This is a genomic window from Paenibacillus sp. FSL H8-0079 (assembly GCF_037991315.1).
GTDB lineage: Bacteria > Bacillota > Bacilli > Paenibacillales > Paenibacillaceae > Paenibacillus.
The window spans coordinates 3,845,931-3,867,878 of the sequence record NZ_CP150300.1; the positions used below are offsets into that span (position 1 = coordinate 3,845,931).

At 45.9% G+C, this 21,948-nt stretch carries 23 protein-coding genes and 1 riboswitch; of the genes, 4 read left to right on the forward strand and 19 right to left on the reverse strand.

Annotated features, from left to right (window positions below; translation table 11 throughout):
* Positions 1-33 precede the first annotated feature (33 nt).
* Both MHI06_RS17050 and MHI06_RS17055 read left to right on the forward strand, forming a co-directional pair.
* On the forward strand, positions 34-768 hold the full coding sequence (locus tag MHI06_RS17050; protein WP_169481028.1) for an alpha/beta hydrolase-fold protein: 735 nt from the start codon (positions 34-36) through the stop codon (positions 766-768).
* A 618-nt stretch (positions 769-1,386) separates the two neighbouring features.
* On the forward strand, positions 1,387-1,527 hold the full coding sequence (locus MHI06_RS17055; protein ID WP_340398421.1) for a hypothetical protein: 141 nt from the start codon (positions 1,387-1,389) through the stop codon (positions 1,525-1,527).
* 121 nt (positions 1,528-1,648) lie between these two features.
* On the opposite strand, the gene MHI06_RS17060 is transcribed toward MHI06_RS17055, so the two are convergent.
* On the reverse strand, positions 1,649-2,119 hold the full coding sequence (locus MHI06_RS17060; RefSeq protein WP_340398540.1) for a low molecular weight protein-tyrosine-phosphatase: 471 nt from the start codon (positions 2,117-2,119) through the stop codon (positions 1,649-1,651).
* A 1-nt stretch (position 2,120) separates the two neighbouring features.
* Complete coding sequence (locus MHI06_RS17065) at positions 2,121-2,822, reverse strand: trimeric intracellular cation channel family protein (RefSeq protein ID WP_169481030.1); 702 nt, start codon at positions 2,820-2,822, stop codon at positions 2,121-2,123.
* Between the two features lie 131 nt (positions 2,823-2,953).
* Between MHI06_RS17065 and MHI06_RS17070 the strand changes: the two genes are divergently transcribed.
* Together MHI06_RS17070 and MHI06_RS17075 are read left to right on the forward strand one after the other, a co-directional pair.
* Positions 2,954-3,595, forward strand: coding sequence for a thiamine diphosphokinase (locus MHI06_RS17070; protein WP_062834879.1), 642 nt, complete (start codon positions 2,954-2,956; stop codon positions 3,593-3,595).
* Positions 3,596-3,891: 296 nt separating this feature from the next.
* Positions 3,892-4,392, forward strand: coding sequence for a C40 family peptidase (locus MHI06_RS17075; RefSeq protein ID WP_169481032.1), 501 nt, complete (start codon positions 3,892-3,894; stop codon positions 4,390-4,392).
* A 108-nt stretch (positions 4,393-4,500) separates the two neighbouring features.
* Here the strand turns inward: MHI06_RS17075 and MHI06_RS17080 are convergent, their stop codons facing one another.
* From MHI06_RS17080 to MHI06_RS17160, 17 genes are all read right to left on the reverse strand, one after another.
* Entirely contained in the window at positions 4,501-5,205 is a 705-nt protein-coding gene (locus MHI06_RS17080) for a response regulator transcription factor (RefSeq protein WP_340398541.1), read from the reverse strand.
* Between the two features lie 118 nt (positions 5,206-5,323).
* Positions 5,324-6,376, reverse strand: a complete 1,053-nt coding sequence (locus MHI06_RS17085) for a ThiF family adenylyltransferase (protein ID WP_340398542.1) — start codon at positions 6,374-6,376, stop codon at positions 5,324-5,326.
* Positions 6,373-7,140 (reverse strand): thiazole synthase, encoded by a 768-nt coding sequence (locus MHI06_RS17090; RefSeq protein ID WP_340402138.1) that lies wholly within the window; start codon positions 7,138-7,140, stop codon positions 6,373-6,375. The genes MHI06_RS17085 and MHI06_RS17090 overlap by 4 nt, the downstream gene beginning before the upstream one ends.
* Before the next feature lie 2 nt (positions 7,141-7,142).
* Positions 7,143-7,346 carry a sulfur carrier protein ThiS gene (thiS, locus tag MHI06_RS17095; RefSeq protein ID WP_062834883.1) on the reverse strand — a complete coding sequence of 68 codons (204 nt, stop codon included), beginning with the start codon at positions 7,344-7,346 and terminating at the stop codon, positions 7,143-7,145.
* Entirely contained in the window at positions 7,343-8,512 is a 1,170-nt protein-coding gene (thiO, locus tag MHI06_RS17100) for a glycine oxidase ThiO (RefSeq protein ID WP_340398543.1), read from the reverse strand. Before thiO ends, thiS begins: the two co-directional genes overlap by 4 nt.
* A 14-nt stretch (positions 8,513-8,526) precedes the next feature.
* The gene (locus tag MHI06_RS17105; RefSeq protein WP_340398544.1) at positions 8,527-9,189 is read right to left on the reverse strand and encodes a thiamine phosphate synthase; all 663 of its coding nucleotides are present in this window, start codon (positions 9,187-9,189) and stop codon (positions 8,527-8,529) included.
* 228 nt (positions 9,190-9,417) lie between these two features.
* A riboswitch (TPP riboswitch) is annotated at positions 9,418-9,527 on the reverse strand.
* A gap of 75 nt (positions 9,528-9,602) precedes the next feature.
* Positions 9,603-11,153: an ABC-F family ATP-binding cassette domain-containing protein gene (locus MHI06_RS17110; protein WP_036613631.1), complete on the reverse strand. Its 1,551-nt coding sequence runs from the start codon at positions 11,151-11,153 to the stop codon at positions 9,603-9,605.
* Between the two features lie 137 nt (positions 11,154-11,290).
* The gene (locus MHI06_RS17115) at positions 11,291-12,274 is read right to left on the reverse strand and encodes a hypothetical protein (protein WP_340398545.1); all 984 of its coding nucleotides are present in this window, start codon (positions 12,272-12,274) and stop codon (positions 11,291-11,293) included.
* Entirely contained in the window at positions 12,261-12,812 is a 552-nt protein-coding gene (locus tag MHI06_RS17120; RefSeq protein WP_340398546.1) for a hypothetical protein, read from the reverse strand. The genes MHI06_RS17115 and MHI06_RS17120 overlap by 14 nt, the downstream gene beginning before the upstream one ends.
* Entirely contained in the window at positions 12,809-13,207 is a 399-nt protein-coding gene (locus tag MHI06_RS17125; RefSeq protein WP_340398547.1) for a hypothetical protein, read from the reverse strand. Before MHI06_RS17125 ends, MHI06_RS17120 begins: the two co-directional genes overlap by 4 nt.
* A 16-nt stretch (positions 13,208-13,223) precedes the next feature.
* On the reverse strand, positions 13,224-13,709 hold the full coding sequence (locus MHI06_RS17130) for a hypothetical protein (protein WP_062834890.1): 486 nt from the start codon (positions 13,707-13,709) through the stop codon (positions 13,224-13,226).
* Positions 13,710-13,771: 62 nt separating this feature from the next.
* A complete protein-coding gene (locus MHI06_RS17135) occupies positions 13,772-15,838 on the reverse strand; it encodes a hypothetical protein (RefSeq protein ID WP_340398548.1) in 2,067 nt (688 codons plus the stop codon).
* Entirely contained in the window at positions 15,828-17,654 is a 1,827-nt protein-coding gene (locus tag MHI06_RS17140) for an ATPase, T2SS/T4P/T4SS family (RefSeq protein ID WP_340398549.1), read from the reverse strand. The genes MHI06_RS17135 and MHI06_RS17140 overlap by 11 nt, the downstream gene beginning before the upstream one ends.
* A gap of 7 nt (positions 17,655-17,661) precedes the next feature.
* Complete coding sequence (locus MHI06_RS17145; protein WP_340398550.1) at positions 17,662-18,492, reverse strand: ParA family protein; 831 nt, start codon at positions 18,490-18,492, stop codon at positions 17,662-17,664.
* A complete protein-coding gene (locus tag MHI06_RS17150; protein ID WP_340398551.1) occupies positions 18,489-19,202 on the reverse strand; it encodes a hypothetical protein in 714 nt (237 codons plus the stop codon). Before MHI06_RS17150 ends, MHI06_RS17145 begins: the two co-directional genes overlap by 4 nt.
* 77 nt (positions 19,203-19,279) lie before the next feature.
* Positions 19,280-20,299 (reverse strand): SAF domain-containing protein, encoded by a 1,020-nt coding sequence (locus MHI06_RS17155; RefSeq protein WP_340398552.1) that lies wholly within the window; start codon positions 20,297-20,299, stop codon positions 19,280-19,282.
* A gap of 26 nt (positions 20,300-20,325) precedes the next feature.
* On the reverse strand, positions 20,326-21,804 hold the full coding sequence (locus MHI06_RS17160) for a serine/threonine protein kinase (protein WP_340398553.1): 1,479 nt from the start codon (positions 21,802-21,804) through the stop codon (positions 20,326-20,328).
* Between the last annotated feature and the right edge of the window lie 144 nt (positions 21,805-21,948).

Sequence of the window (21,948 nt, forward strand, 5' to 3'; positions counted from 1 at the left end):
ATGCAAAAAATTAACCGAGAAAGGTGACGTTTTATGACGGATTCCCGCTATTTGAAACGCACGATTGTGAAGGAAGAGATTGAAAGTCGCTATCTCGGAGAGAAACGAACGCTCCGTATTTACCTTCCTCCGGGCTATAACGAATTGCTCAGCTACCCTGTCGTTTATTGTCAGGATGGCGAAGAATTTTTCAATTTCGGGCGAATTGCAACAACAGCTAACCGAATTATTCTGGACGAAGGAGCCGAGCCTTTCATTATTGTAGGGGTTCAGGTGGATGTGTCTGTGAGAACGCAGGAATATGCTCCATTTGGAGATCGGTTCAAGGCATATACCGCTTGCTTCGCTGAAGAGATTATTCCCTATATAGAAGAGAAATATCCTGTGCGTCGTTCTCCGCAGGAACGTGTTCTTGCCGGAGACTCGCTCGGTGGCAGTGTTTCGCTTCATCTTGCTCTGTTATATCCTGATCTGTTCACACGTGTCATTAGCATGTCTGGTGCCTTCTACTCCGCTTCTCAGGAAATCTATGCCGCAGGCGAAGATCTGTCCTGGCTCTCGATCTGGATGATCGTTGGTTTGCAGGAGACTGCCTTCCAAGCAGACACCGGTACGTATGATTTTGTACAATTGAACCGGGATACCCGTGATTTGCTGGAAAAACGAGGTGCTCTCGTCTCCTACCAGGAGAAAGACGGGAACCACCAATGGGGTTTTTGGCAAAATGAATTGCCAGAAGCATTGCTTTATTTTCTCCAAGAAGGATAAATGGACCACATCAACAGGCGGCTGAAATGCCGCTTTTGTTTCCTAACTAAATGATACCGCTTACATACTAGAGTAAAAGGCTGGGCAAAACCCAGCCCCTCCTCATCAAACCGTACGTGAGGTTTTCCCTCATACGGCTTTCCGATGTTCATCTTTCATGGGCATGCAGCATATTTGCTTTGGCCTCATGACCTAGTTTCCCCTATAAGAGTTGTTGAGTGTTTTCTAGCGTGTCGTTAGCCATTTTGGCATTCACGAACTCGTACCTCTTGGTGAAACGTGAACAAAGTAGGGCTCCTTCCCTCCCGCAGGTTGTGTTGTCCTGCGTTCCCAGGTAGTATGAGCCCCTCGGACTCCCTTCCTGCTGTTCACTCACTTCACCTTCTGGCTTATAGAGTACCACTTTACGGATTCATAAAAAAAAAATCCGTGCAGGGGAGGGTCTCCCCAGTTCACTACATCCTCTTTCAGACCATGCCGCTCCCCTTACGCCGGAGGATTCTTCGCTGTCGCTCCAAGTTCAAAACAGCTTCCCTGGCCTTCGTCCATCTACACGAGACTCGGCTTCCTCTTTTCCCTCTTGCAAGGCCTTTTTGACGACGCGGCAGGATTCACTTGATGTTACGGCCTGGACTGTCGCTCGCCCTGTCTCTGACAGGTACTTTCGTCGATACGCTTTTACGCACAGATTTCTCCATACGCAAGTATCCTAGCTACACGGGGCTTGGCCTCTCCCGCGACCGGATTTTCATCGGCTAGAAGATGCGTGCTTAGCTGGGCACGCTGTAAATTGAAAAAGAAGCAGGATGTCCTGCTTGCTTGAGTACTCACTCCTGCTTCTTTGTCCGGCTACAAGTTAAGTATGAGTTCGTGTTATTAACTAGGCTAATGAATGTTCAGCTTCAATCTTTCTCAACAAAACATCGCAACCTGCATTAACCAACTCGTACACCTCTTCAAAATTGCCTGTGTGATACGGGTCTGGTACTTCTCTAAGCTTCTCATCCGGAAGCAAGTCCATGAACTTGATGATGTCCGCCTCAGCTCCGCCTGGAACGTTGCGCACATTATCTGCATTGGAATTATCCATACACACAATGTAATCAAACTGAGTAAAGTCTTCGCTGGCGAATTGTCTCGCTGCCATGTTGGCATAAGAAATCTGGTATGAATCCAGCAAGTTCCGAGTCCCTTCATGCGGAGGTTTACCAACGTGCCAGTCCCCTGTACCCGCTGAGTCCACACGAATCTGATGTTCGAGCCCCTTCTCTAGGACTTTGTGACGCAGGACTGCTTCAGCCATTGGTGATCTACATATATTGCCCAGACATACAAACAAAACGTGAATCATATTAATCCCCCTTACTTAGCGTACCTTGAAGTACCGACGATGCTGGCTGTGTTACGATGCTCTCCGGCTGAGGATTGACGTTCCCCGTCCCCGATGGCACGAGCGAACGACGTGGCAGCTTCCATTTATAATGTACAGAACACATCCGGAAGAACACAACGGCCGCAAAACAAAGTAATAGCCCCACATTCGTTGTTAACCAACCCATACCTATGACAAAACCGGCTGTCATTGCCCATACAGCATAAATTTCATCACGCAATACAAGCGGTTTACGTCCAGCGAGCACATCACGAATAACGCCTCCACCAATACCGGTCATTACTGCTGCAACGATAACTGCACTAATGGGATGTCCCATATTTGCCGCGTATAATGCGCCTTGAATTGCAAATGCTGCGAGTCCGATTGCATCGAACAACGCCTCTGTTCGCTTCCAGTGACCAATCCACTTGAGTGGCAGCACAAACGCAATCGCGACAGATACCAAGGCCAACATAATAAGTGATCCCTGACTCCATAGTGTCGTTACAGGTATACCTATAAGTACATTCCGGATAATCCCGCCTCCGAATGCAGTCACAAGTCCAAGTACCAGTACGCCCAAAATGTCATATTCCTCTTCCATTGCTACGAAGGCACCGGACATTGCAAATGCGATGGTACCTATAATGCTGAATACTTCAAAAATGTGTAAGTCCAACCTGTTCAAACCTCACTTTTCAAGTCATCTCCGTGTCGCTCTACCCATTGTATCCGCGAGCACTGAAATTGTGCAACCACATTTTGTGGATTATACTGGTTTGGTGAAAGAATTAGGAAGGATGAAATAAAATGACGGTGAAACGGATTGTTATTTTTACAGGCGGAAATCTATCTGCGGAGTTACTTCAGGAAATACGAGATGATGACATGATCATCGCAGCTGATCGTGGTGCATTATTTTTGATCGAACATGGCATTCAGCCTCATATTGCAGTTGGAGATTTTGATTCTATTACTGAAGAGGAACTTACGATTGTTAGCAACAATAGCATTCAGTTTATTTCATGCGACCCTGTTCATAAGGATCTTACCGATACGGAAATGGCTTTTGAGACAGCGCTGGATCACGAACCTTCTCACATCCTGATGTTGGGTGCTACAGGTACTCGAATGGATCACACACTCGCTAATGTACATATTATGGTTCGCGCGATGCAGCATCATATTTCCTGTGTCATTCAGGACAAGCACAACTACATGACACTGACAACATCCAAAGCTGTGGTAGAACACCGGGACTATAAATATGTTTCTTTACTCCCCCTCACTCATGAGGTTACAGGAATAACTCTGGATGGTTTTATGTATCCACTGGATCAAGCCACCATTCGCATGGGACAATCCTTGGGTGTAAGCAACCAACTCTTAGGCACTTCCGGTACAGTCACCATCGATAGTGGCTTACTACTGATTATTCAGAGCAAAGATTGAATCTATTAGCATGCTTCATCGTTATTTATTACGTTTTTGTAACCAGTGATTTCGTTAAGAAAATAGGTTCCTACACAACAAAGACCCTTGATAACCAAGGGTCTTTTCTATTTCATCTTTGTTTACCATTCGTCAATGATTAATTTTTTGACATTTTTAATTGTATTTTAATAAACATACCCAAACCACTGTGGCGCAAGGGATCACACGTCCCTATCCAATTTCTAGGCTGTTACAAAGCTGTTATACTCGCTCTAGCAACTTAACGAAAACGAATTTTGGAGGTACTAACTAATATGAAAACAAACATCTTTGTCCAAAAGGCCGTAACCGTCGGGTTGTGCGCTACACTAGGTTTTGGAGCTGTACTAATGACTAACGCACCTGTTGCACAGGCAGCAACTGCATCTGTGTCCACAGGTCAACAGATTGTTAACTATGGTAAACAATTTACTGGAACTCCATATAAATTTGGTGCCTCAACAACAACAACCAAAGTTTTTGACTGCTCTTCTTTTATGAAATATATTTTCAAAAAGTATGGTGTAGACTTGCCGCGCACTTCCGTGAAACAATCTAAAGAAGGCACAGCTGTGTCCAAAGCTAATCTGCGTGTAGGCGATCTGGTATTCTTCTCCAGCGGTAGCCGTTCTACTGGCTCCAACATCACTCATGTAGGCGTGTACGCAGGGAACGGAAAGATTCTGCATACGTATGGATCTCCAGGCGTAACCCTTTCGGATCTGAATTCCGGTACTTGGGAAAGAACGTATATTAAAGCTCGTCGTGTACTTTAGAATTATATATTGCTAAGAAGTAAAGACCGGACGAACTGTTCCGGTCTTTTTAATTACCCTTTTTTCTCCACACTCTAAACTGGAGTTTCATGGAATTCGGTGATAAATCTAATTTTTATCATGAAGCATGTAACCGATCCCACGAACGGTATGAATCAGTTTCACACTTCTTCCCTTGTCCACCTTAACCCTCAGATGTTTGATATACACGTCCACTACGTTGGTATCCATGGCATACTCATATCCCCATACTTCCCGCAAAATATCACTCCGTGTACATGCTTCATTCACATGCAGGGCCAAGAATTCTAGCAATTCGTACTCTTTTGGCGTTAATGTCAGGTATTCACCCCCACGATTTACCCGCCTTGAACGCAAATTCACTTTAAGATCATGGACTACAATAACTTCTTCGCCCTCTGGTGTTGCATTCGCGAAAACACGCAATAAATTTCGTATTCTAGCCAGCATAACATTCAAGTGAACAGGTTCCTCCATTACATCATTAGCTCCATAATCCAGCCATTCCACGATGAATTGAGGAGATGCATTTGACGTGATAACCAGTAGAGGTACAACCTGACCTTTACCTATCCATTGTTTCAACTCTGCCTTCTGATCTTGTTGCCGATATACCTCCCCCTCATCCAAGTCTAGCAAGATGATCAGGTTAAATTTTGATAACGAATCCTCGACGGATTGGTTTAGTTCAGACTCTTTCTTTCGTTGCACCTCATACCCTTCGGCACATAATATGTCTTGAATAAGGCTGACCTGTTCTCCTGCTCCAATCAGCAAAATGGCTGTTTTCACTGTTTTTCACCCGGCCTGTCTCTGTCCCGCTGCTCGCAGCAATGGTTGGTACAGTTAGCATGCCGTAAAATGAAAAAGTCCATTCCCTCTAGGGAACAGACTTTGCTTCTTTCTTGCTTTAACCAAAGTAGCGGTGAACAAGCGTACGTGCTTCCGCTGTATCTTTGGTTCCGTGTACGAGTACACGTCCATCCTGGAAAATGACCATTCTGTGGACTCCTGTTGTAAAAGAAACCAGAAAAGGATTGGATTCCACTTTACCTTCCTGAAGTCTATCCAGGCGATCCGCCGTATGTTGAAGATCCAGATTCATGCGTCGAGCAGGTCGGATCTGAACCGTATCTCTGCCACATAATACATCGGTTTTCTCCAGATTGGACGCAGAAAGATATGGATACGTTGCCGAATCTCCGCAGGAAGGACAGTCTTGCTTTTTCGCACCATCCACATTGATGGATATGTATTCGTTCCTCCACACGTCAAATGACAACAACTTGCGTCTCAAAGCATTCGTATTGCCGCTAAGCAACTTCATCGCCTCTGCGGTCTGATTCGCCGTTACCATCTGCACCGCTTGAGGAATAATGCCAGATGTATCACAGGTATCTCCCCCCAAAGGGACTTCACCCAGCAAACAATTTAAACAGGGCGTATCTCCAGGCATAAACGTATAGGTAATGCCGTAACTGCCCACGCATCCACCATAAATCCAGGGAATACGGTGCTTCTGTGCCATATCATTAATGAGTAGTCGGGTATCAAAGTTATCCGTTGCATCCATAATCAAGTCTGCATGCTGAATGAGTTCTTCCAATTCATCCACTCTGACATCCAACACTTTCCCTTGCACATGAACCGTGGAATTAATGGCAGATAAACGTTTTTCCGCCGCCATCGCCTTCGGCATCCGTTCAATTGCATCCTGTTCTACATATAATTGCTGTCGCTGCAGATTACTCCACTCGACATAATCACGATCCACGATCGTGATGTGACCGACTCCTGAACGAACTAACGTTTCTGCGATTCCTGTTCCCAGTGCACCAGCACCAACGATTAAAACTCTGCTGTCGCTCAATCTGACCTGACCTTCCTTGCCCAGCGGCGCGTAGCGTTCCTGTCTGGAATACCGATCGGCCTGCTCGGAAGATGTTGATTGTTGATCTATCATGTATGAACCATTCCTTCCACCGGACTGCTGGCTGCTGCATAACGCTTCACAGGAATCATGCCTGCCTCATATGCCAGTCTACCTGCCTCTACCCCCATTCGCATCGCTTGAGCCATGCTCACCGGATCTCTTGATCCAGATACGGCTGTGTTCAACAATACGCCATCCGCACCAAGTTCCATCGCATAAGCAGCATCTTTGGGGGAGCGTAACCCTGCATCCACAATTACAGGTACAACGGCCTGCTCAATGATGATCTCAAGGTTATAGGGATTGATGATGCCTCTGCCAGCTCCGATGGGAGAAGCGCCAGGCATTACAGCATGTACGCCAAGCAGTTGCAGCCTTTTGGCCAGAATGACATCATCCGAAATATAAGGCAATACAGTGAAGCCCTTTTCAAGCAAAATTTCGCAAGCCTTGTACGTTTCAATCGGATCTGGGAGCAACGTAATTCCATCTCCAATGACTTCGACTTTTATCATATCACAAAGTCCCGAAGCCCGCGCAAGCTCGGCAATTCGCACCGCCTCTTCCGCAGTGGAAGCCCCAGCTGTATTCGGAAGAAGCGTGTATTGGTCCAGATCCAACGTATCCAGGAAATGCTTCTGGTTACGCTCCTCCAGATTCAGACGACGAACAGCAAAGGTTAAAACTTCCGTTTCAGATGCTTCCACAGCCTGACTTTGCACTTCCAGATCCGAAAACTTGCCTGTTCCGAGCAACAATCTGGACTCAAACGTATATTTCCCAATGTTCAACATCATCAACCGCCTCCTACAAAATGTACAATCTCGATTCGATCGCCTTCTCTTAATGCCGTCGTCTCATGATACTCACGCGTTAAAATATGCCTGTTCAGCTCAACAACTACAGTCTTGACTTGTAGGTCAAAAGATTGGAGCAGTTTATCCACACGATTCAATCTGTCTTCTATCTCCATCCGTTGACCATTAACGATGATATTCAATGCACCACTCCCTTTCTGTTTAATCGCTCAGGGCTCAGCGCCTCAATTCCGAGTTCTTCTGAGCTTTTGCCCGCGAGCAATTCAGCGATTAATCTGCCAGTTATCGCACTGAGCAAAATACCGTTACGGAAATGTCCAAAGGCGGTAAACAGCCCGGATATACTTTCGCAAGCACCTATATAAGGCAGCCCATCCGGAGTTGCCGGCCTTACGCCTGCCCACGCTCGCAAAAATTGTGCTTCTTTCATCCCAGGTACCCAGTGGGTAGCCGCTGTTAACAGCTTCTGAACACCCTGTACAGAAACATTCAGATCCGTTCTGCCTGGCAGACTGGTTGCCCCGAGCCAAACCTCTCCATTGGCTTTGGGAACAATATAGATATCTTCTGCGTACACCGTTCTGTCAGGTCTGTACCCTGCATGTTCAGCTGAGAACTGCACGGCGGCTATTTCTCCTTTTACCGACCACACAGGCAAGCTTAGGTTCACATGTCTCATCAAATCTTCACTCTGTAATCCAGCCGCTATAACGACATGTTTACAGGTCATTTCGCCGATCGATGTGGTGATTCCTTGCACCCCGTATTCGTTTACTTGCACGCGTATATCCTGTATGCCCTCCATTACCCGCGCTCCCATTGCTTGAGCGCATTTGGCGTATGCCTTTGTTAGATGGACTGGAAGAACTTCACTCTCGTAAGGCCTGTAGTAGGCTCCATACGTATCTCTGTTAAGCCATGATGCCTCCTGCTGCACAGCGTAACGATCCCACCACACCTCATCAGTAGACAACGCAGACCTCCGATTGTCCTTATAACTGCTTAATTCACTGTATGAACGAAAAGGGGTTAGGAATCCATGGCGTTGCAGACCAGTCTCTACCTCGCTGAGAGTAGTCATTAGCACCTGTTGCTCATGAAGTAACTGCCTGCTCTGCCTGGCAAGCTTAGCCATCAAAGGATGAGCAAAATCCTCACTATCTGCCGCCAGCATTCCAGCCGCTGCGCACGAAGTTCCTACCGCGATTGCTGAACGCTCTACCAACAATACATCCTGGCCACGTGAAGCAAGTTCATATGCGATGGCACATCCAACAACGCCTCCGCCTACAACAATCGTTTCGGCATGAATCTTATTCGGTCTATCAGTAATGATCTCTTTCATCATCTCATCTCCTTGATTCAGCGGCTCAGACTTTCTGTATCAACGATAGCCTGCCTTAATGATGCAGCGGCCCGATCCGGTGAATCACTCGCCCATACATTCGAGATCACGGCGGCTCCCTGTGCCCCTGCGGAGCGAATCGCGTGAATATTTCCCGGTTCAATGCCCCCGATCGCAATGACAGGAATGGAGACACCCCTGCACACTTCAGCAAGAGCATTTAATCCTCTTGGTTCAAGATCCGGCTTACTGCTGGTTGCGTAGACATGCCCGAAGAAAAGGTAAACAGCTCCCCGTTCTTCAGCGATTTTTGCCTCATCTATTGAATGAACAGATACACCCAGACGAAGTCGGTACACATTGCTTATGCCATCATTGTTGTAGTTACGTATAGCCTCTTGCCCCCAGTGCACACCACCATAAATTTCATTTTGTGGGGACAGCTCTGAGCCATTGATGACGATCCGGCAAGATGGAACTCCAACACCACGCAGACTTTCAGCCCAACCGACCTTTTCTTGCCATGTGAGTTGTTTCTCTCGTATGTGAATATAGTCCACCCATGGCCAGACGTCTTTTGCTGCTTTCACAAAAGATGCTTGATCTCCAGCCCCCGTAGATACAACATGCAGTTCAAATGATCCGTGAACATGTTCATGAGAAATTGCCGTACCGTTCATCCCCTTCCATCCATGAATGCTACAAAAAAACACAAAAAAGCCACTCCCGTAGGGGAGTGGCTGCGTATTAATTATTGGACCAGATGACTGACTGATACATACAGTTCATTTCGTGCAAAACAGCTATGGAACTTATAGCCATAACGTTATACACAGAACTGCATGTTTCAATTCGCTAAGCAGACGATTGTCATTCTTTCGAATTCCCGTTTGCTCACGTCATTCACTGAAACGAGCGCGCCACTTCCCTACGCTGGTATGATCCAGATCAGGTGCAAAGGGTCCGGAATCGCATTCTTCCATCTCAGCCGCATCGTGCGGCCCCCCTAGTGTTCATATGAAGTTGTAGCCTATATTACCATAGACGGATTTTTTTGTCACCGTTCATTTCTATTAAGCGTTGCTTGAATTGTCTAGTTTTTCTCAGACCATTCTTCAACATTCCATGTTTTCGTGACCCAACCCTCGTAGAAATCAGGTTCATGAGATACCAGTAACACCGTTCCCTTGAATTCTTGCAAGGCACGCTGCAACTCAGCTTTAGCTGTGACATCCAGATGGTTCGTCGGCTCATCGAATAGAATCCAGTTACTTTCACGCATCAAGAGCTTGCATAAACGAACCTTGGCTTGTTCTCCACCACTCAGCATGTTAAGCGGACGAGTAATGTGCTCATTTTTCAACCCACAGCGAGCGAGATGACCCCTAACCTCATTCTGGGTCAAATGTGAAAACTCATTCCACACATCCTCAATCGGTGTGATATTTCCAGCACGAACTTCCTGCTCAAAATAGGCCGTTTCGAGATAATCTCCCAAAAAGGTCTTTCCACTGAGTGGAGATATTTTTCCCAGGATGGTTTTCAGCAGTGTCGATTTACCCACACCATTACAACCTACGATGGCAATTTTCTCACCGCGTTCAATCGTCATTGTCATCTTAGGCAGTAAAGGATACGTATATCCAATTTCAAAATCAATACCCTCAAAGACCGTTTTACTGCTCGCGCGGGCATCCTTGAATTTGAACGTTGGTTTGGCCGCCTCATCTGGACGATCAATACGTTCAATCCTGTCCAGCTGCTTCTCCCGGCTCTTCGCTCGACCTGAAGTTGAAGCACGTGCCTTATTACGCTGAATGAAATCTTCCTGCTTCTTGATGTACTCTTGCTGCTTCTCGTACGCATCAATATGCTGGGCTTTATTCATATCCGCCATCTCCAGGAACTTGTTATAGTTCGCTGCATATCGCGTTAATTTGGCAAATTCCAAATGATAAATGACATTTACGACTTCATTCATGAATTCCGTATCATGGGAGATTAGAAGAAACGCATGAGGGTAGTCCTTCAGGTAACGCGACAACCATTCAATGTGCTCTACGTCCAAATAGTTGGTCGGCTCATCCAGCAATAGAGCTGTAGGTTTCTCGAGCAGAAGCTTGGCAAGAAGCACCTTCGTACGTTGTCCACCACTTAGAGCTGCGACATCTCGATCAAGGCCAATTGCAGACAAACCAAGACCATTGGCCATCTCTTCCACTTTTACGTCAATCAGATAAAAATCGCCCTGTTCCAGTTGTTCCTGAATATCGCCCATCTCTTCCAGCAACTGCTCCAGCTTATCTGGATCTGCATCTGCCATCTGGTCCGTAATATTCATCATTTCTTTTTCCAATTCAAGCAACGGAAGGAATGCATCCTTAAGCACGTCACGGATGGTTTTGCCTGGCGTAAGCTTCGTGTGCTGATCCAGATATCCATAACGGACCTTAGGTGTCCATTCGACTTTTCCACTGTCTTTAAGCAATTTACCGGTAAGGATGTTCATTAGTGTGGATTTACCTACACCATTGGCACCCACAAGTCCTACGCGCTCTCCGGCAAGTAAGCGAAACGATACATTTTTAAATAACGTGCGATCTCCAAAATTGTGACTCACGTTCTCTACTGACAATAAACTCATAAGATGAGGTTGCTCCTATCTATTAACATTACTTTTGTTATTGTTCCGAAACCCTATTCTAGCACAGGTCCCGTCTTTTCTGAAAGTAATGTAAACATAACAGGAACCTCTTCCATGATTTTGTCATTCAGGCTACGCTACCGATTAGAGCAGTTATATTCGAAATAACCTTGTGCAGCTGCTTGTCTTGCGTCTGTGAACACCTCTTCGGCACGGTAACCATTACCACATGTGGAGGGATAGTAGTACTTGATACCCGTTAAAGGATCTATCCCACCTACAATGGCCGTTTTCTTCACTAGTCTGCCTCCACCAATCGCATAATTGTTGATCTTCTGATCACCCACACCTATACCCTGGATAAAGGCCATAATCCCTGTATCGTTAATGGAGTTATACCAATCTTCCTGCGCAATCAGGGGCATCGTAAACGTATAGGATATACCGTTCTTTCTGGCAAACTCATTATGACGGTTAATCACATCAGCCAGATCATCCTGCACAGTGCTTACAATTCGGCTTCGTCTAACTTGCTCAAATACGCTGGTATTCTGAAGTAAAGGAATTTGAGTGCTAGCAGCGAGTTCTTTTTGAAATCCCTCAACCCATTTCCCTGCATTTGCGTCATAGGCATATACGTAATCGTCCAGTGTAAAGTTAATACTGCTACCATTTGAATCTGAGTATGTATAAGGTTTCTTGGGGCTCCACACTTGCCGGAAAGAATCTTCACGGTTACCTGTCAACTCTGTTTCTGTGGACAACATATAAAAGCCGTCGTAATCCAGAATAACTACGGCAGGAATGTAATTAAACATGTTTCGAATAGCTGCAGGATCATCCTGAATCCCCATATTCAAAGCCAGCGTCTGAGTAAATGTCAACAAGGCAAGCTCCTTGTCCGCTTTAACAAACTTGGTTGAATCATAACCTGCTTCATCATTTTGTTTCTCATTCTGATGCATGACCGCACCTGCATCCATGACTGCGGTTTGAAGTGCAGATCTGTATCGATGTGCAAGATATTGAGCCTCTTCGGCATCTTGGGTATGGAGTGAGATGATCCAGAAGAGCGGGAAGAAGATCAGTACGAATACAATGGATAGCTCAGTAATCTTCATTAAGGACCATACCTCCGTATGTGACAAATACCGCTGAAGCCTGAGCCGTACTACTCAACCATTCACGAATAAGCATGGAAGGTGTACGATTTGTATTTTGGAGAGTCACGGTGAAAAAATCCCCTGTCGTCAACGTATATCTTCGGCCAGGATCATCAACCGGTATCACACCTGAGGATGGGAAAAGTCTTTCTCGAATCTGAGCTGCATAATATCCATCCTGCACTACCTCATAGGTCCCGGTAAAACTATTATTGTCCATCGGATCTGTATAGTGAGGTACGTATTTCTTATGTAAATGTTCCATCGACACCTCATACACATTGCCCGTCTGGGTCAGTTTCACCTCAAACTCAGCCAACATTCGAGGTGAAATATATCCTTTCGTTCGAACAGCATCGACAAAACGTGTTACATTCTGAACCGCCGTCATACGTGCTATATCATCCTGCCGATCCGCTGTTTCAGCAGCTGGATACACATAGAGCAGAAGGACTGCGAGCAATACGGCGAATAGCTTGGATGCGGCATTAATCAATTCACACTGGCCTCCTTCCAAAAAACAATCTTGAGCAGTTCTCCAGTTTCATTTCGTATAAACTCAGGACTGTAGGTGGCATCGAGCTGGACAGGAATTGTCGCTGTTTTGCTAACAAGAGGATCGATCACATACGAAGTCCCATCTACCTCCACAGGAATGCCTGTACCTGTCATCTGCCTCACGGTATGCAACACTTCTGCACCACTATACTGATCAGGTTTGGTGGTATGCAGTGTTGTTGTCAGCCGACCTTCCATACCTGCTGTTGTCTGTACTCTGTCGTTCAAAGCCACTGATAAAATCTTAACATTCTGTTGCCCGTACAGGCAGGCTGTCACAAACAGGACAACCGCCGTACAAAACAACATAAGATGCTGGGTATTCTGGGACATGTGAAACCAACTCCTGTCAGGATTGCTGGAAGATCAGCCCTCTTACCACGTTGGAACGGTCTTTTACGATAATGGCTTTGAATTTACCACTTGGATTGACATATTGATTATCTTTTTCACTCATGGTCTGGTTAATAATCCCCACTTTATCGTCAGGTGCAATAACCGAGCCGTAGTCCGCATTATTGAGATCCTGTGAAATGTTCAATTGATTGCCATACCATTGACCCGCTTTATTTTTACCTGTAATAACTTGAATACCGAACTGATCCTTGTCCGCGTATTTACGCAGCGCATTGGTAACCTGTGATCCACTGATCGTTGTTCCGTCATATACCGTAAATGCAGCCTGGGACAACTCGGTTTGGATATCAGCAAAATTGTTCTGGGCCGTCTTGGTTGCCTCCTGAGCCGAAATAAACAATAGAACTACAATTGTGATCAAAGCTATTGTTAAAAATATCCCTGCTGCCACCTTTAAAGCGCTTGATGCATTGTTCATGATAAATCCTCCCAAGTTATAAGTGATTAAACTATTTCAGACTGTTACACAGATGAACTGTGCTACAGTTTCTGAATTTGCTCATAATAAATGTTCATCTGCAAGAAGCTCATGCCGACCAATGGAATGACCAGATACAAAAAGATAAGGGCATACATAGGTGTAAACCCGATGGTTCTCCCCCATGATGCTTTTACATCAATCATTTTGCTATATTCCTGCTTGCGTTGTTCAAAATAGAATGCCATCATGCTCTCAAGATCATCGAAGGCTTCACGTATTGAGATTTTTCCAAGGGCAAGCTGCAATTTATCCACCAGTCGCTGGAACTCGGGCAAGCCCGCCTCTTCCTTTAATTGTTCAAGTGCAAGCTCTGGCCCATGTTCAAAATGCAACAAACATTTTTGCAGCGGACGCTTAAAAATGACGGAAAATCGATTAAGCCACTCCAATATCTCCTCCACTGACATCCGGTCCATCTCACGCAAAATGGAAATCACCGTCTGAAATTGATAGATTTCATGCCGCATATCCAACCTGCGCATTTTCCGCTGAAATAACATGAGCCATACGGGTATGTAGTACCCAGCTACACCGATGACAATCGCTATAATCATTTCCCACCAACGTACATATTGCTTGTTATACACCTCAAGTTTTTGCATAATACGGGCGATCGTCTCAGCCTGGGTGTCATGGTCCAGCTGAACGGGAGATAGCTGTTGTAACGCTTTGGAGATGTCTTCGTATGTAGCTCCTCGGTTCATTTCTACACTTTCAAGCACGGATTGATCCAACGCTGTTTTTTCCTCAGCCTTCCTGAGATCCGCTTCAGCCATTGCGCCAAACATTCGGTCATCCCGGATCGGATCATGCAAGATGTGATTACGTTCAACCTGATGTAACAGCAAGATACAGCCCATTGTAAGAACCAAACAACCTGCGAATAACATCACTCGACGAATGGCAAGCCATTCGTATTTCAGCTCCGAGCTGCTCTCCCTCATCAGTCGTATCGTTTGGCTGTACTGTGTACTGCCAGGTTTCGCCGCAAACAACATCGCCAATTTCCGTATGAAAGTTTGCTTGTACAGAAACTGATCCAACCATGAATGCTTATGCCCTGACCGGTAACGGGTCTCATCGTATTGCTGGAGCCTTTGCAGAAGCAAATAAGCAAGGATAATGATGACATAGATCGATATTTTGGTTACAAAACCGATTTTGCTGCGATAAAATTCATCCATCGTTGGAAAACTGACTCTGGCCCAGCGTTCGATCGGAGCGGTGAACAATACTGGAGCGAGCGCGATGATATTAAGTCCTTTGAGCAGGTAATCCAATTTATCACGCCGCAATATCTCCAAATGAATCTCCTGGGTCAGATTACCAAGTCCCTTGAGATAGATAGATCCTTGTGCTCTGTCCTCATCCCCGAACTCCATGACCATATAGGAAACGCCTGCAAATCCTTTTAGAAAACGGTTAGGAGCCACTTCATAATAACGCTCAAGTGCTTCATTCGGATCTGGAGAAGTAAGAGCTTCGTAGATCAGTCTTACCTGTTCCGCTGCTTCTCCTGTACCTGCTTCAGCAGCTTCATAGAGCGCTTCCTCAACCATGCCATGCTGATGATACCGATGCCTTACATCTGCAAATAGATCCAGCATCTGCACCAGCAACCTTTTCTCCATACGACTGAGGCACATATCCAGCACCAGGCTGTTTAGCACCACAGCACAGAGCACGGACAATATTACAAAAGCGATACCCGGCTGCAGAAGAAACAGAATGACACTTATGCCTCCATAGCCACCTAGGATAATGAGAACTACTGTCATCGTCAGTCTTCGAAGTGAAGGCTCATCCCCAATGTGGCGAAATGAAATACGCTTTTGTACTTGTAGAATATAGGCTGATAACAGTGGGACTTTCATTCCAAGGCGGTAGGACTGTAACAATAGGGATCCCAGTCCCTTGAATCCCTTGCCGCCGGGAGTTAGAATAACGCCGGATTGACTTGTTGGACCACCTCCTCTGCGACGTAACACACCCAAAACCAGAAGTGTGATCAGCAGTCCTCCTGCACAAATACTTAATACGAGGAGCAGAATCCATTTAATTGTCATGCTGATCACCCCAGTGTTGCTTCATAAACTGCTCAAATCTCTCAGCATCCTGCAAAGTCATCTGTTCTCGCATATCCATCATGCATCCCGCAGAGATTGGAGCTGTCGCAACGTACTCTCCATCTCTGTACTCCACAACATTACGAAATGTAAAACCTGCCCTCTCTTCCACGCTGTCACCTTGATTCGCACGAGGAAGACACTCCGTAATACGTTCGATATATCTTCGTCCCTCAGCATCTTTCTTCATATGAACATCGAAATTAATGACACTGACAACCTGCTCCTCAGCAATATGTTCATGTTGGAACATGCCTGTCTTGAGCAAGGAATTACGCAGGGAGAAGACCAAATCACGAAAGGTTTTGGCATGGTGGGTAAACAGGGTGAACAGACTGGCAACCTGGGACATTTGAATCATCCATGCAGCCACTTCATCACTCGCAACCTCACCGAGAATATTGACGGTACCATCCGTCTTTTTCTGCAAATCAAGCCCTTGTTGACCTGAAATGTGTTCAGTCTCTCGGAAACTCAAAATATTACGTCGGCTATAAATCCGTCTTAATTGCAGTTCAAACGCCATCTCCTGCACCCGAAGGGTATACGATGCATAGATGTGTTTGACCATAGCCATGAGCAGCGTCGTTTTACCAGACCCCTGTGCCCCGGTTACAGCTGTAATCCGACTTCCTTTCATCAGATATTGAAGCAATGTAATTGGCAGATTTGCGTTGTTACCCGTAACCAACTGTTCAAGTGAGGCATTCGGAATATCGAACTTCCGGACGAAGAACGCCCATGATTCTGCAAAAGGAGGACGAACCACAACGACACGAGAGCCGTCTTTCATCTCATTCACTTTGTATCCACTTGCTTCCGACAACTGTCCCGGATAATTGTATTTGTATATATTCTGGCACACCCGTTTCAGTTCACGGATGCTGCCGAATGACAGAAAGGACAGATGAATGGACTTACCTTTATAGAAAACCCATACACTTTCCATCCCGCTTAGCGGTTCTTCATGTGCATCATCCTCCAGTCCTTGATCCAGCAGATCATTCCATGATGCCGGTTTTTGAAGTCCCATATTATGAACAGCATCCAGCATACCGCTGACACCACCACTAACACCGTCAATACGTTGGTCCCTTATCTCATCAACAACGGAGAACCCTTTGTAATGCTGATAGATACGTTGCACGATGATATCCGTCTTTTCTCTGAATCCAAGCTCCCGATATTCGCATTCGAACACATACCGAATATCCTCCTCAGAGATATAATAACTCCCTCCGTCCTCCGAACCTTCCTCCATTCTCAGCCTGCCAAGATCGTAGGTATCAATCATTCGGGAAAGAGCATCCACACCGAATTGCTGTCGGTACATATAGAACACAATTTCGAATCGGTCCTGGATCGTCAACAAATCTGGTTCTGCAAACAAAATTACTTCATCTACATTTGATTTGTTCAGGCCTATGCTTCGGGTCAGCAGATCCCCTATCAAGTTTTTGACATATGTTTTGTCGCTGACACTGCCTGAGACACAGCCTTTCAGGGCTTTTCTCATCTCGGCACGTTGATTGATTCTTCGACGATATTCTTCTTCGTGCAGACCCGCATCCGCGAGTTGACTATGACTAAGCTCGTGGAGCGAGTTCTTCACCTTCTCAATCAACATATCAATCGTGAACGATTCCTGTTCAGGAACACGAGCATTTTTTTCACGAAGAAATGTTCTATACTTGAACCAGATATATGTCAGGCACAGAATCAAAATTAAACTTATCCATATGGTATTCCAGAGCATCGGAGGTTCAGGCTCCCCTTTCCAGCCTCTTCAGAACCGTGCGCATACCTGCGCCGTCCATAATCAGGCGAGCGAGTTCGCTCATGCTTGCAGCAAAGCTTCCTTTACGAATATCCTTATTCTCGCTCAAACTTTCCAACTGCAAGTACTTAGCGACATCTCGCCGATTCATTGCATCGAGGTATCCGGTTGTGTATGGTATAGCAGATATCGTGCCTTTGTATCTGAACCGGCGCCGAATATTGGAAAGCGTTGTTCGGGATTGCGGATCGTATTTGTTAATGACAACATGCATATTATATTTGTCCATTCGTTCTGGCAGGATTTCTTCAAAAAACAACTCCAGATTTCGCATATTTTGATCAAGATTAATTACAACATAGTCCGCTTGTTGCAGCTTGAGCTGCGAATCCACACCAGCATGATCCGCATCCAGAAGAACCAGATCATAATACTCGTTAGCTACATTCAGCAGCTTTTTCACAGTCTCACCATGTTCGTGCGGAGAGCTATCCATCTCATTCATGCTTCCGGTCAGGAAATCAAGTCTTTCCTTCAGAAGTGGCTTGGTATAATCCCTGAGATTGTGCTTGTTCAGACTTCCGCTCGAATGCAGCCGTTCAACTGCATCCCAGCCACCCTCCTCGAAGGAGAACACGGAATCTGTGGAATCCGTCTCATTGGATGGCAGAGCAGCTTCTGTACTAGTTCCGACAAGACCTGTATTAACAAGTAACACTCTTGTCCTATAGTGGAGTGCCATTGCATAGGCACTAATTAATGTACTTGAGGTGCAACCTGTTCCTGCAAAAGGGCTCCAAAAGGTAATGGTGCTCATGCTCTCATCCTCTCTGCTTCTTTCATCGCACGGCGACTGCGAACACTTTCCCAACCTGTTAACTGCTCGACCACACGACACAACGATTTTTTGTAATTTCGTGACAAAGGTCCAAGATGAACTCGGCGATGATGCTCATTCTCAAGCTTAACCGCAGCTGTTAACTCATCCCAAGGAAGCACTAAAGATTCTCCGGTCCACACAAAAGGACTGCCCTCCAGATACGCCCACAGATAACGAGCTTCAAGCTTGCAGTCCACCCCGTTAATGAAGAGCCGCTGAAATGAAAGCTCACCAGGCAATGACTGTTCTTCAAGCAACCGCTTCAACCAGCCCTTGACACGTTCCAGATTGTAACGTTCATAATCACTCACCCAGACTCTTACGTCGGCGTTCAGCCAGAGATTACGCGAAGCAAAGTGTGAGGTCTCCATGTCATATAACACATAGTCATAGCTGTCCAATCGCTCTCCATTTACTTCAAGATGATTCTCTACAGCTGCTGAAGTGACAAAATGACAAGCAATATCAAAACCTTCAAATTCCGTAATTCGCAAAGACTGCTGACTGTCCCCTACACCGTGCCCATACTTCTGTTGTAAGGTTCCATCTACGAGCAAGACCTTATTGCCTGTCGAGGCCAATATCTTGCAAAGATACAGCATCAGATCATTCTTCTCACATAAACCTGCAAAGATCCATGTATGCATAGATGTCATAACTCCCTTCTGTTTCTTTAAACCTTTGTTATCTGAATTATATTAATATGAAAACCCCAGATTGATATCTACTCTCCACCCGTTAGCAGGCTCTGTTGTTCTGTTTGTGAAGCTGCAGCAGGATCATTCACGCTTCCAGAATTAGCTCCAGCTCCGTTTCCTGAACCATCATTCCACATCACACCATCCGATGTTGCCGAATTATTCGCTGATGGACGACTGTTATAGGTCACTGAGGATTGTGCCACATCCTGTTCAACCCCTTTTGACGGTGCTGTCATGGAAGCGGCCAGTGAACTTTCAAGCGAACTTCGCACCTGTCTGGATAACTCCTGTTCGGCTCGTCGAACAATATTCGGATCACTCTCCAGCAGTTTTAACACTTCTGAATTGGCAGGATACGTCGCGATTGCAGGTGTCTGAAACTGTGGTTCTACATAGGTTAAGGCATAGATTGAAGCTTTATGTAAATAGGCATCTACAATTGCACTTGAGAGTGACAGAATCTCTTCCTCCGTCATCGTAATCCATAAGGTAGCTGCATTTAGTCGTTCGACTTTCTTCTTCGATAAGAGAACATAATCCTGTCCTGTGGGGAACTGGATACGAACATCAATAATATCTCCCTTTACGAGTGAGGATGGCAGTAGTACAACTTCCAGCTCTCGATTTCTTAAGTCGGGTGGAGCCGGTGTATCCTCGTACACCATTTCGGTGGTAATCGCTGTTCCCTTTTTCAACTCTATTTTAGCCACTTGGCCTTCCATCTGCTTGGTACTGGACCAGAGATTTCGGGGCGCCTGTGCATCCGGGACTGCAATGAGCTTCAGATCCTCAGGCAATATCGGTTCACCTGCTTCTACATCCCGAATGGTAACCCAGCCTTGTGCCCCCGAATTCCATTGTTGCTTTAATTCAGCTTCCTTTTCCTCATATACCGATAAATAACGGGCTTCTACAGCTGACCTGACATCACCCATCGTTTTGACATTGTAAATAACATATCCTCCGAACACCAACCCTACGGCTCCTGCTCCGATAAGCCCAGCATAGATCAGTTGACGGCTTTGTTTTCTTAATTTAGACAAAAGAGGCTCTCCTTCCGTAATCTCCTCTAATCATGTACTTTCCTTCGTGAAAAGAACGAACGTTTCTTGGGTTGCTGTGCCATCATATGCGTTAAAATATGAGAAAACACTTTATCCATCTGTGCATCCTTGTCAAACGGGTCAATATGTAACGGTAGCCCATATACACTCGATGTATCCAGAGCTTTACGAATGCGCTGAACTGCTTCAGTTGCTGCCAGGGGCAGACAATATATCCATTTCTCTCGTGGATACCGATGATGTGATCGAACAAAAGCGCCAATCTCCGCCTGTCTCCATTCTGCACCTGAGCCTATAACAATAGGCAGATCTGCACGTAGAAATTCTTCCAGCCGGTTCTGATCCTGACCACTACCGAGGTCCATCACAATGAATTGATAGCTCCCCCCAAGCAAAGACAAAATATCCGCTCGCCCGGACTGTTTCCAATAATGCACACCATCCACAGCAAACTGTCTGCCTGCCGGCACCGGTTTACCCGCTTGAGCGATTTGTTGAATCCTTGCAAAGGATTGAGAGCGAGGTGACATTTCAATCACAGCTACTTTGAAGTTTTGCCTTTCGAGATAATGACTGATAGCTATAGCCGTGTGGGTAACCCCTACACCTGATGAAGCACCAGTCAGGGCAATAACTCTTGTTCCGCCATTCAGGGTCATCGTAGCGTCTCCACCGGGCATTGTTCCGCCGGGTATTCGGAGCAGTTCCTTCCTTACCTCATCGGCAGATTGGAATCGCTCTTCGGCATTATACCTTAACAGTCTTCTCGCCACAGGGATGTATGTCCGCGGAACATCACTCCGGATAGAGCTTTCCACACCCTGAATCCATTCCGTATACGCACCACTTGTCATAAGATACAGGAGCAATGCTCCGAGTCCATATAGATCTGAACGCGCATCGGTCTGACCCGCGCCATACTGTTCTGGAGCGGCAAAACCAGCGGTTCCCAACTTAACGGTATCTTCAGCACTTTGCGGTTTGTAACTTCTGGCGATGCCAAAATCGATTAATCTTACTTCATGTTCCGGGGTGATCATGATGTTTGATGGTTTCAGATCCCTATAGATAACAGGTGGATTCAGATTATGCAGATAACTCAACACATCCAGTAATTGAAGCACCAGCTCCGTTAACTGCTCCATCGGGATCTTCCCGCGGCACTGCTTGAAATACTCACTGAGCGTTAACCCTTCGATGTATTCCATCACCAAGTACGTGTACCCCTCTTCATCCGGTACAAAAAAATCAACGATCTGCGGTAATCTTGGATGGCGAAGGGATGTCAGTAGAGCCGCCTCCGACTCCATGCTGCCTTCATATGGCATAGCTGTTACGCTTTCTTTGATTGCCCATATCTTGCCCGGCAACTTCAAGTCCTCCGCCTCGTATACATGGCTCATTCCGCCTGTACCCAGAATGGATACGATACGATATCTCCCTCCCAGCAGGCTTCCACGTTCCAGCCTGGCCGGATGTCTCATATCAATTCCTCCTTCAATACACAACAAAAAAGGGAAAGCCTCACCGAAGAAGAACAGACCGGATATCCGGTTTCGTTCACTTCGGGATGCTTTCCCTCAGGTTTGTTATGGTTAATATTGGTATCATTATAGTACAGGCAGGAA

What these genes read in the sequence shown, in the direction of transcription:
- MHI06_RS17160 (WP_340398553.1), bottom strand. Translation starts at nt 21,804, where the DNA reads ATGAGACATCCGGCCAGGCTGGAACGTGGAAGCCTGCTGGGAGGGAGA.
- MHI06_RS17140 (WP_340398549.1), bottom strand. Translation starts at nt 17,654, where the DNA reads ATGCTCTGGAATACCATATGGATAAGTTTAATTTTGATTCTGTGCCTG.
- MHI06_RS17115 (WP_340398545.1), bottom strand. Translation starts at nt 12,274, where the DNA reads ATGAAGATTACTGAGCTATCCATTGTATTCGTACTGATCTTCTTCCCG.
- MHI06_RS17055 (WP_340398421.1), top strand. Translation starts at nt 1,387, where the DNA reads ATGTTACGGCCTGGACTGTCGCTCGCCCTGTCTCTGACAGGTACTTTC.
- MHI06_RS17110 (WP_036613631.1), bottom strand. Translation starts at nt 11,153, where the DNA reads ATGAGTTTATTGTCAGTAGAGAACGTGAGTCACAATTTTGGAGATCGC.
- MHI06_RS17105 (WP_340398544.1), bottom strand. Translation starts at nt 9,189, where the DNA reads ATGAACGGTACGGCAATTTCTCATGAACATGTTCACGGATCATTTGAA.
- MHI06_RS17070 (WP_062834879.1), top strand. Translation starts at nt 2,954, where the DNA reads ATGACGGTGAAACGGATTGTTATTTTTACAGGCGGAAATCTATCTGCG.
- MHI06_RS17060 (WP_340398540.1), bottom strand. Translation starts at nt 2,119, where the DNA reads ATGATTCACGTTTTGTTTGTATGTCTGGGCAATATATGTAGATCACCA.
- MHI06_RS17125 (WP_340398547.1), bottom strand. Translation starts at nt 13,207, where the DNA reads ATGTCCCAGAATACCCAGCATCTTATGTTGTTTTGTACGGCGGTTGTC.
- MHI06_RS17135 (WP_340398548.1), bottom strand. Translation starts at nt 15,838, where the DNA reads ATGACAATTAAATGGATTCTGCTCCTCGTATTAAGTATTTGTGCAGGA.
- MHI06_RS17130 (WP_062834890.1), bottom strand. Translation starts at nt 13,709, where the DNA reads ATGAACAATGCATCAAGCGCTTTAAAGGTGGCAGCAGGGATATTTTTA.
- MHI06_RS17145 (WP_340398550.1), bottom strand. Translation starts at nt 18,492, where the DNA reads ATGAGCACCATTACCTTTTGGAGCCCTTTTGCAGGAACAGGTTGCACC.
- MHI06_RS17050 (WP_169481028.1), top strand. Translation starts at nt 34, where the DNA reads ATGACGGATTCCCGCTATTTGAAACGCACGATTGTGAAGGAAGAGATT.
- MHI06_RS17150 (WP_340398551.1), bottom strand. Translation starts at nt 19,202, where the DNA reads ATGCATACATGGATCTTTGCAGGTTTATGTGAGAAGAATGATCTGATG.
- MHI06_RS17075 (WP_169481032.1), top strand. Translation starts at nt 3,892, where the DNA reads ATGAAAACAAACATCTTTGTCCAAAAGGCCGTAACCGTCGGGTTGTGC.
- MHI06_RS17085 (WP_340398542.1), bottom strand. Translation starts at nt 6,376, where the DNA reads ATGATAGATCAACAATCAACATCTTCCGAGCAGGCCGATCGGTATTCC.
- MHI06_RS17090 (WP_340402138.1), bottom strand. Translation starts at nt 7,140, where the DNA reads ATGTTGAACATTGGGAAATATACGTTTGAGTCCAGATTGTTGCTCGGA.
- thiO (WP_340398543.1), bottom strand. Translation starts at nt 8,512, where the DNA reads ATGATGAAAGAGATCATTACTGATAGACCGAATAAGATTCATGCCGAA.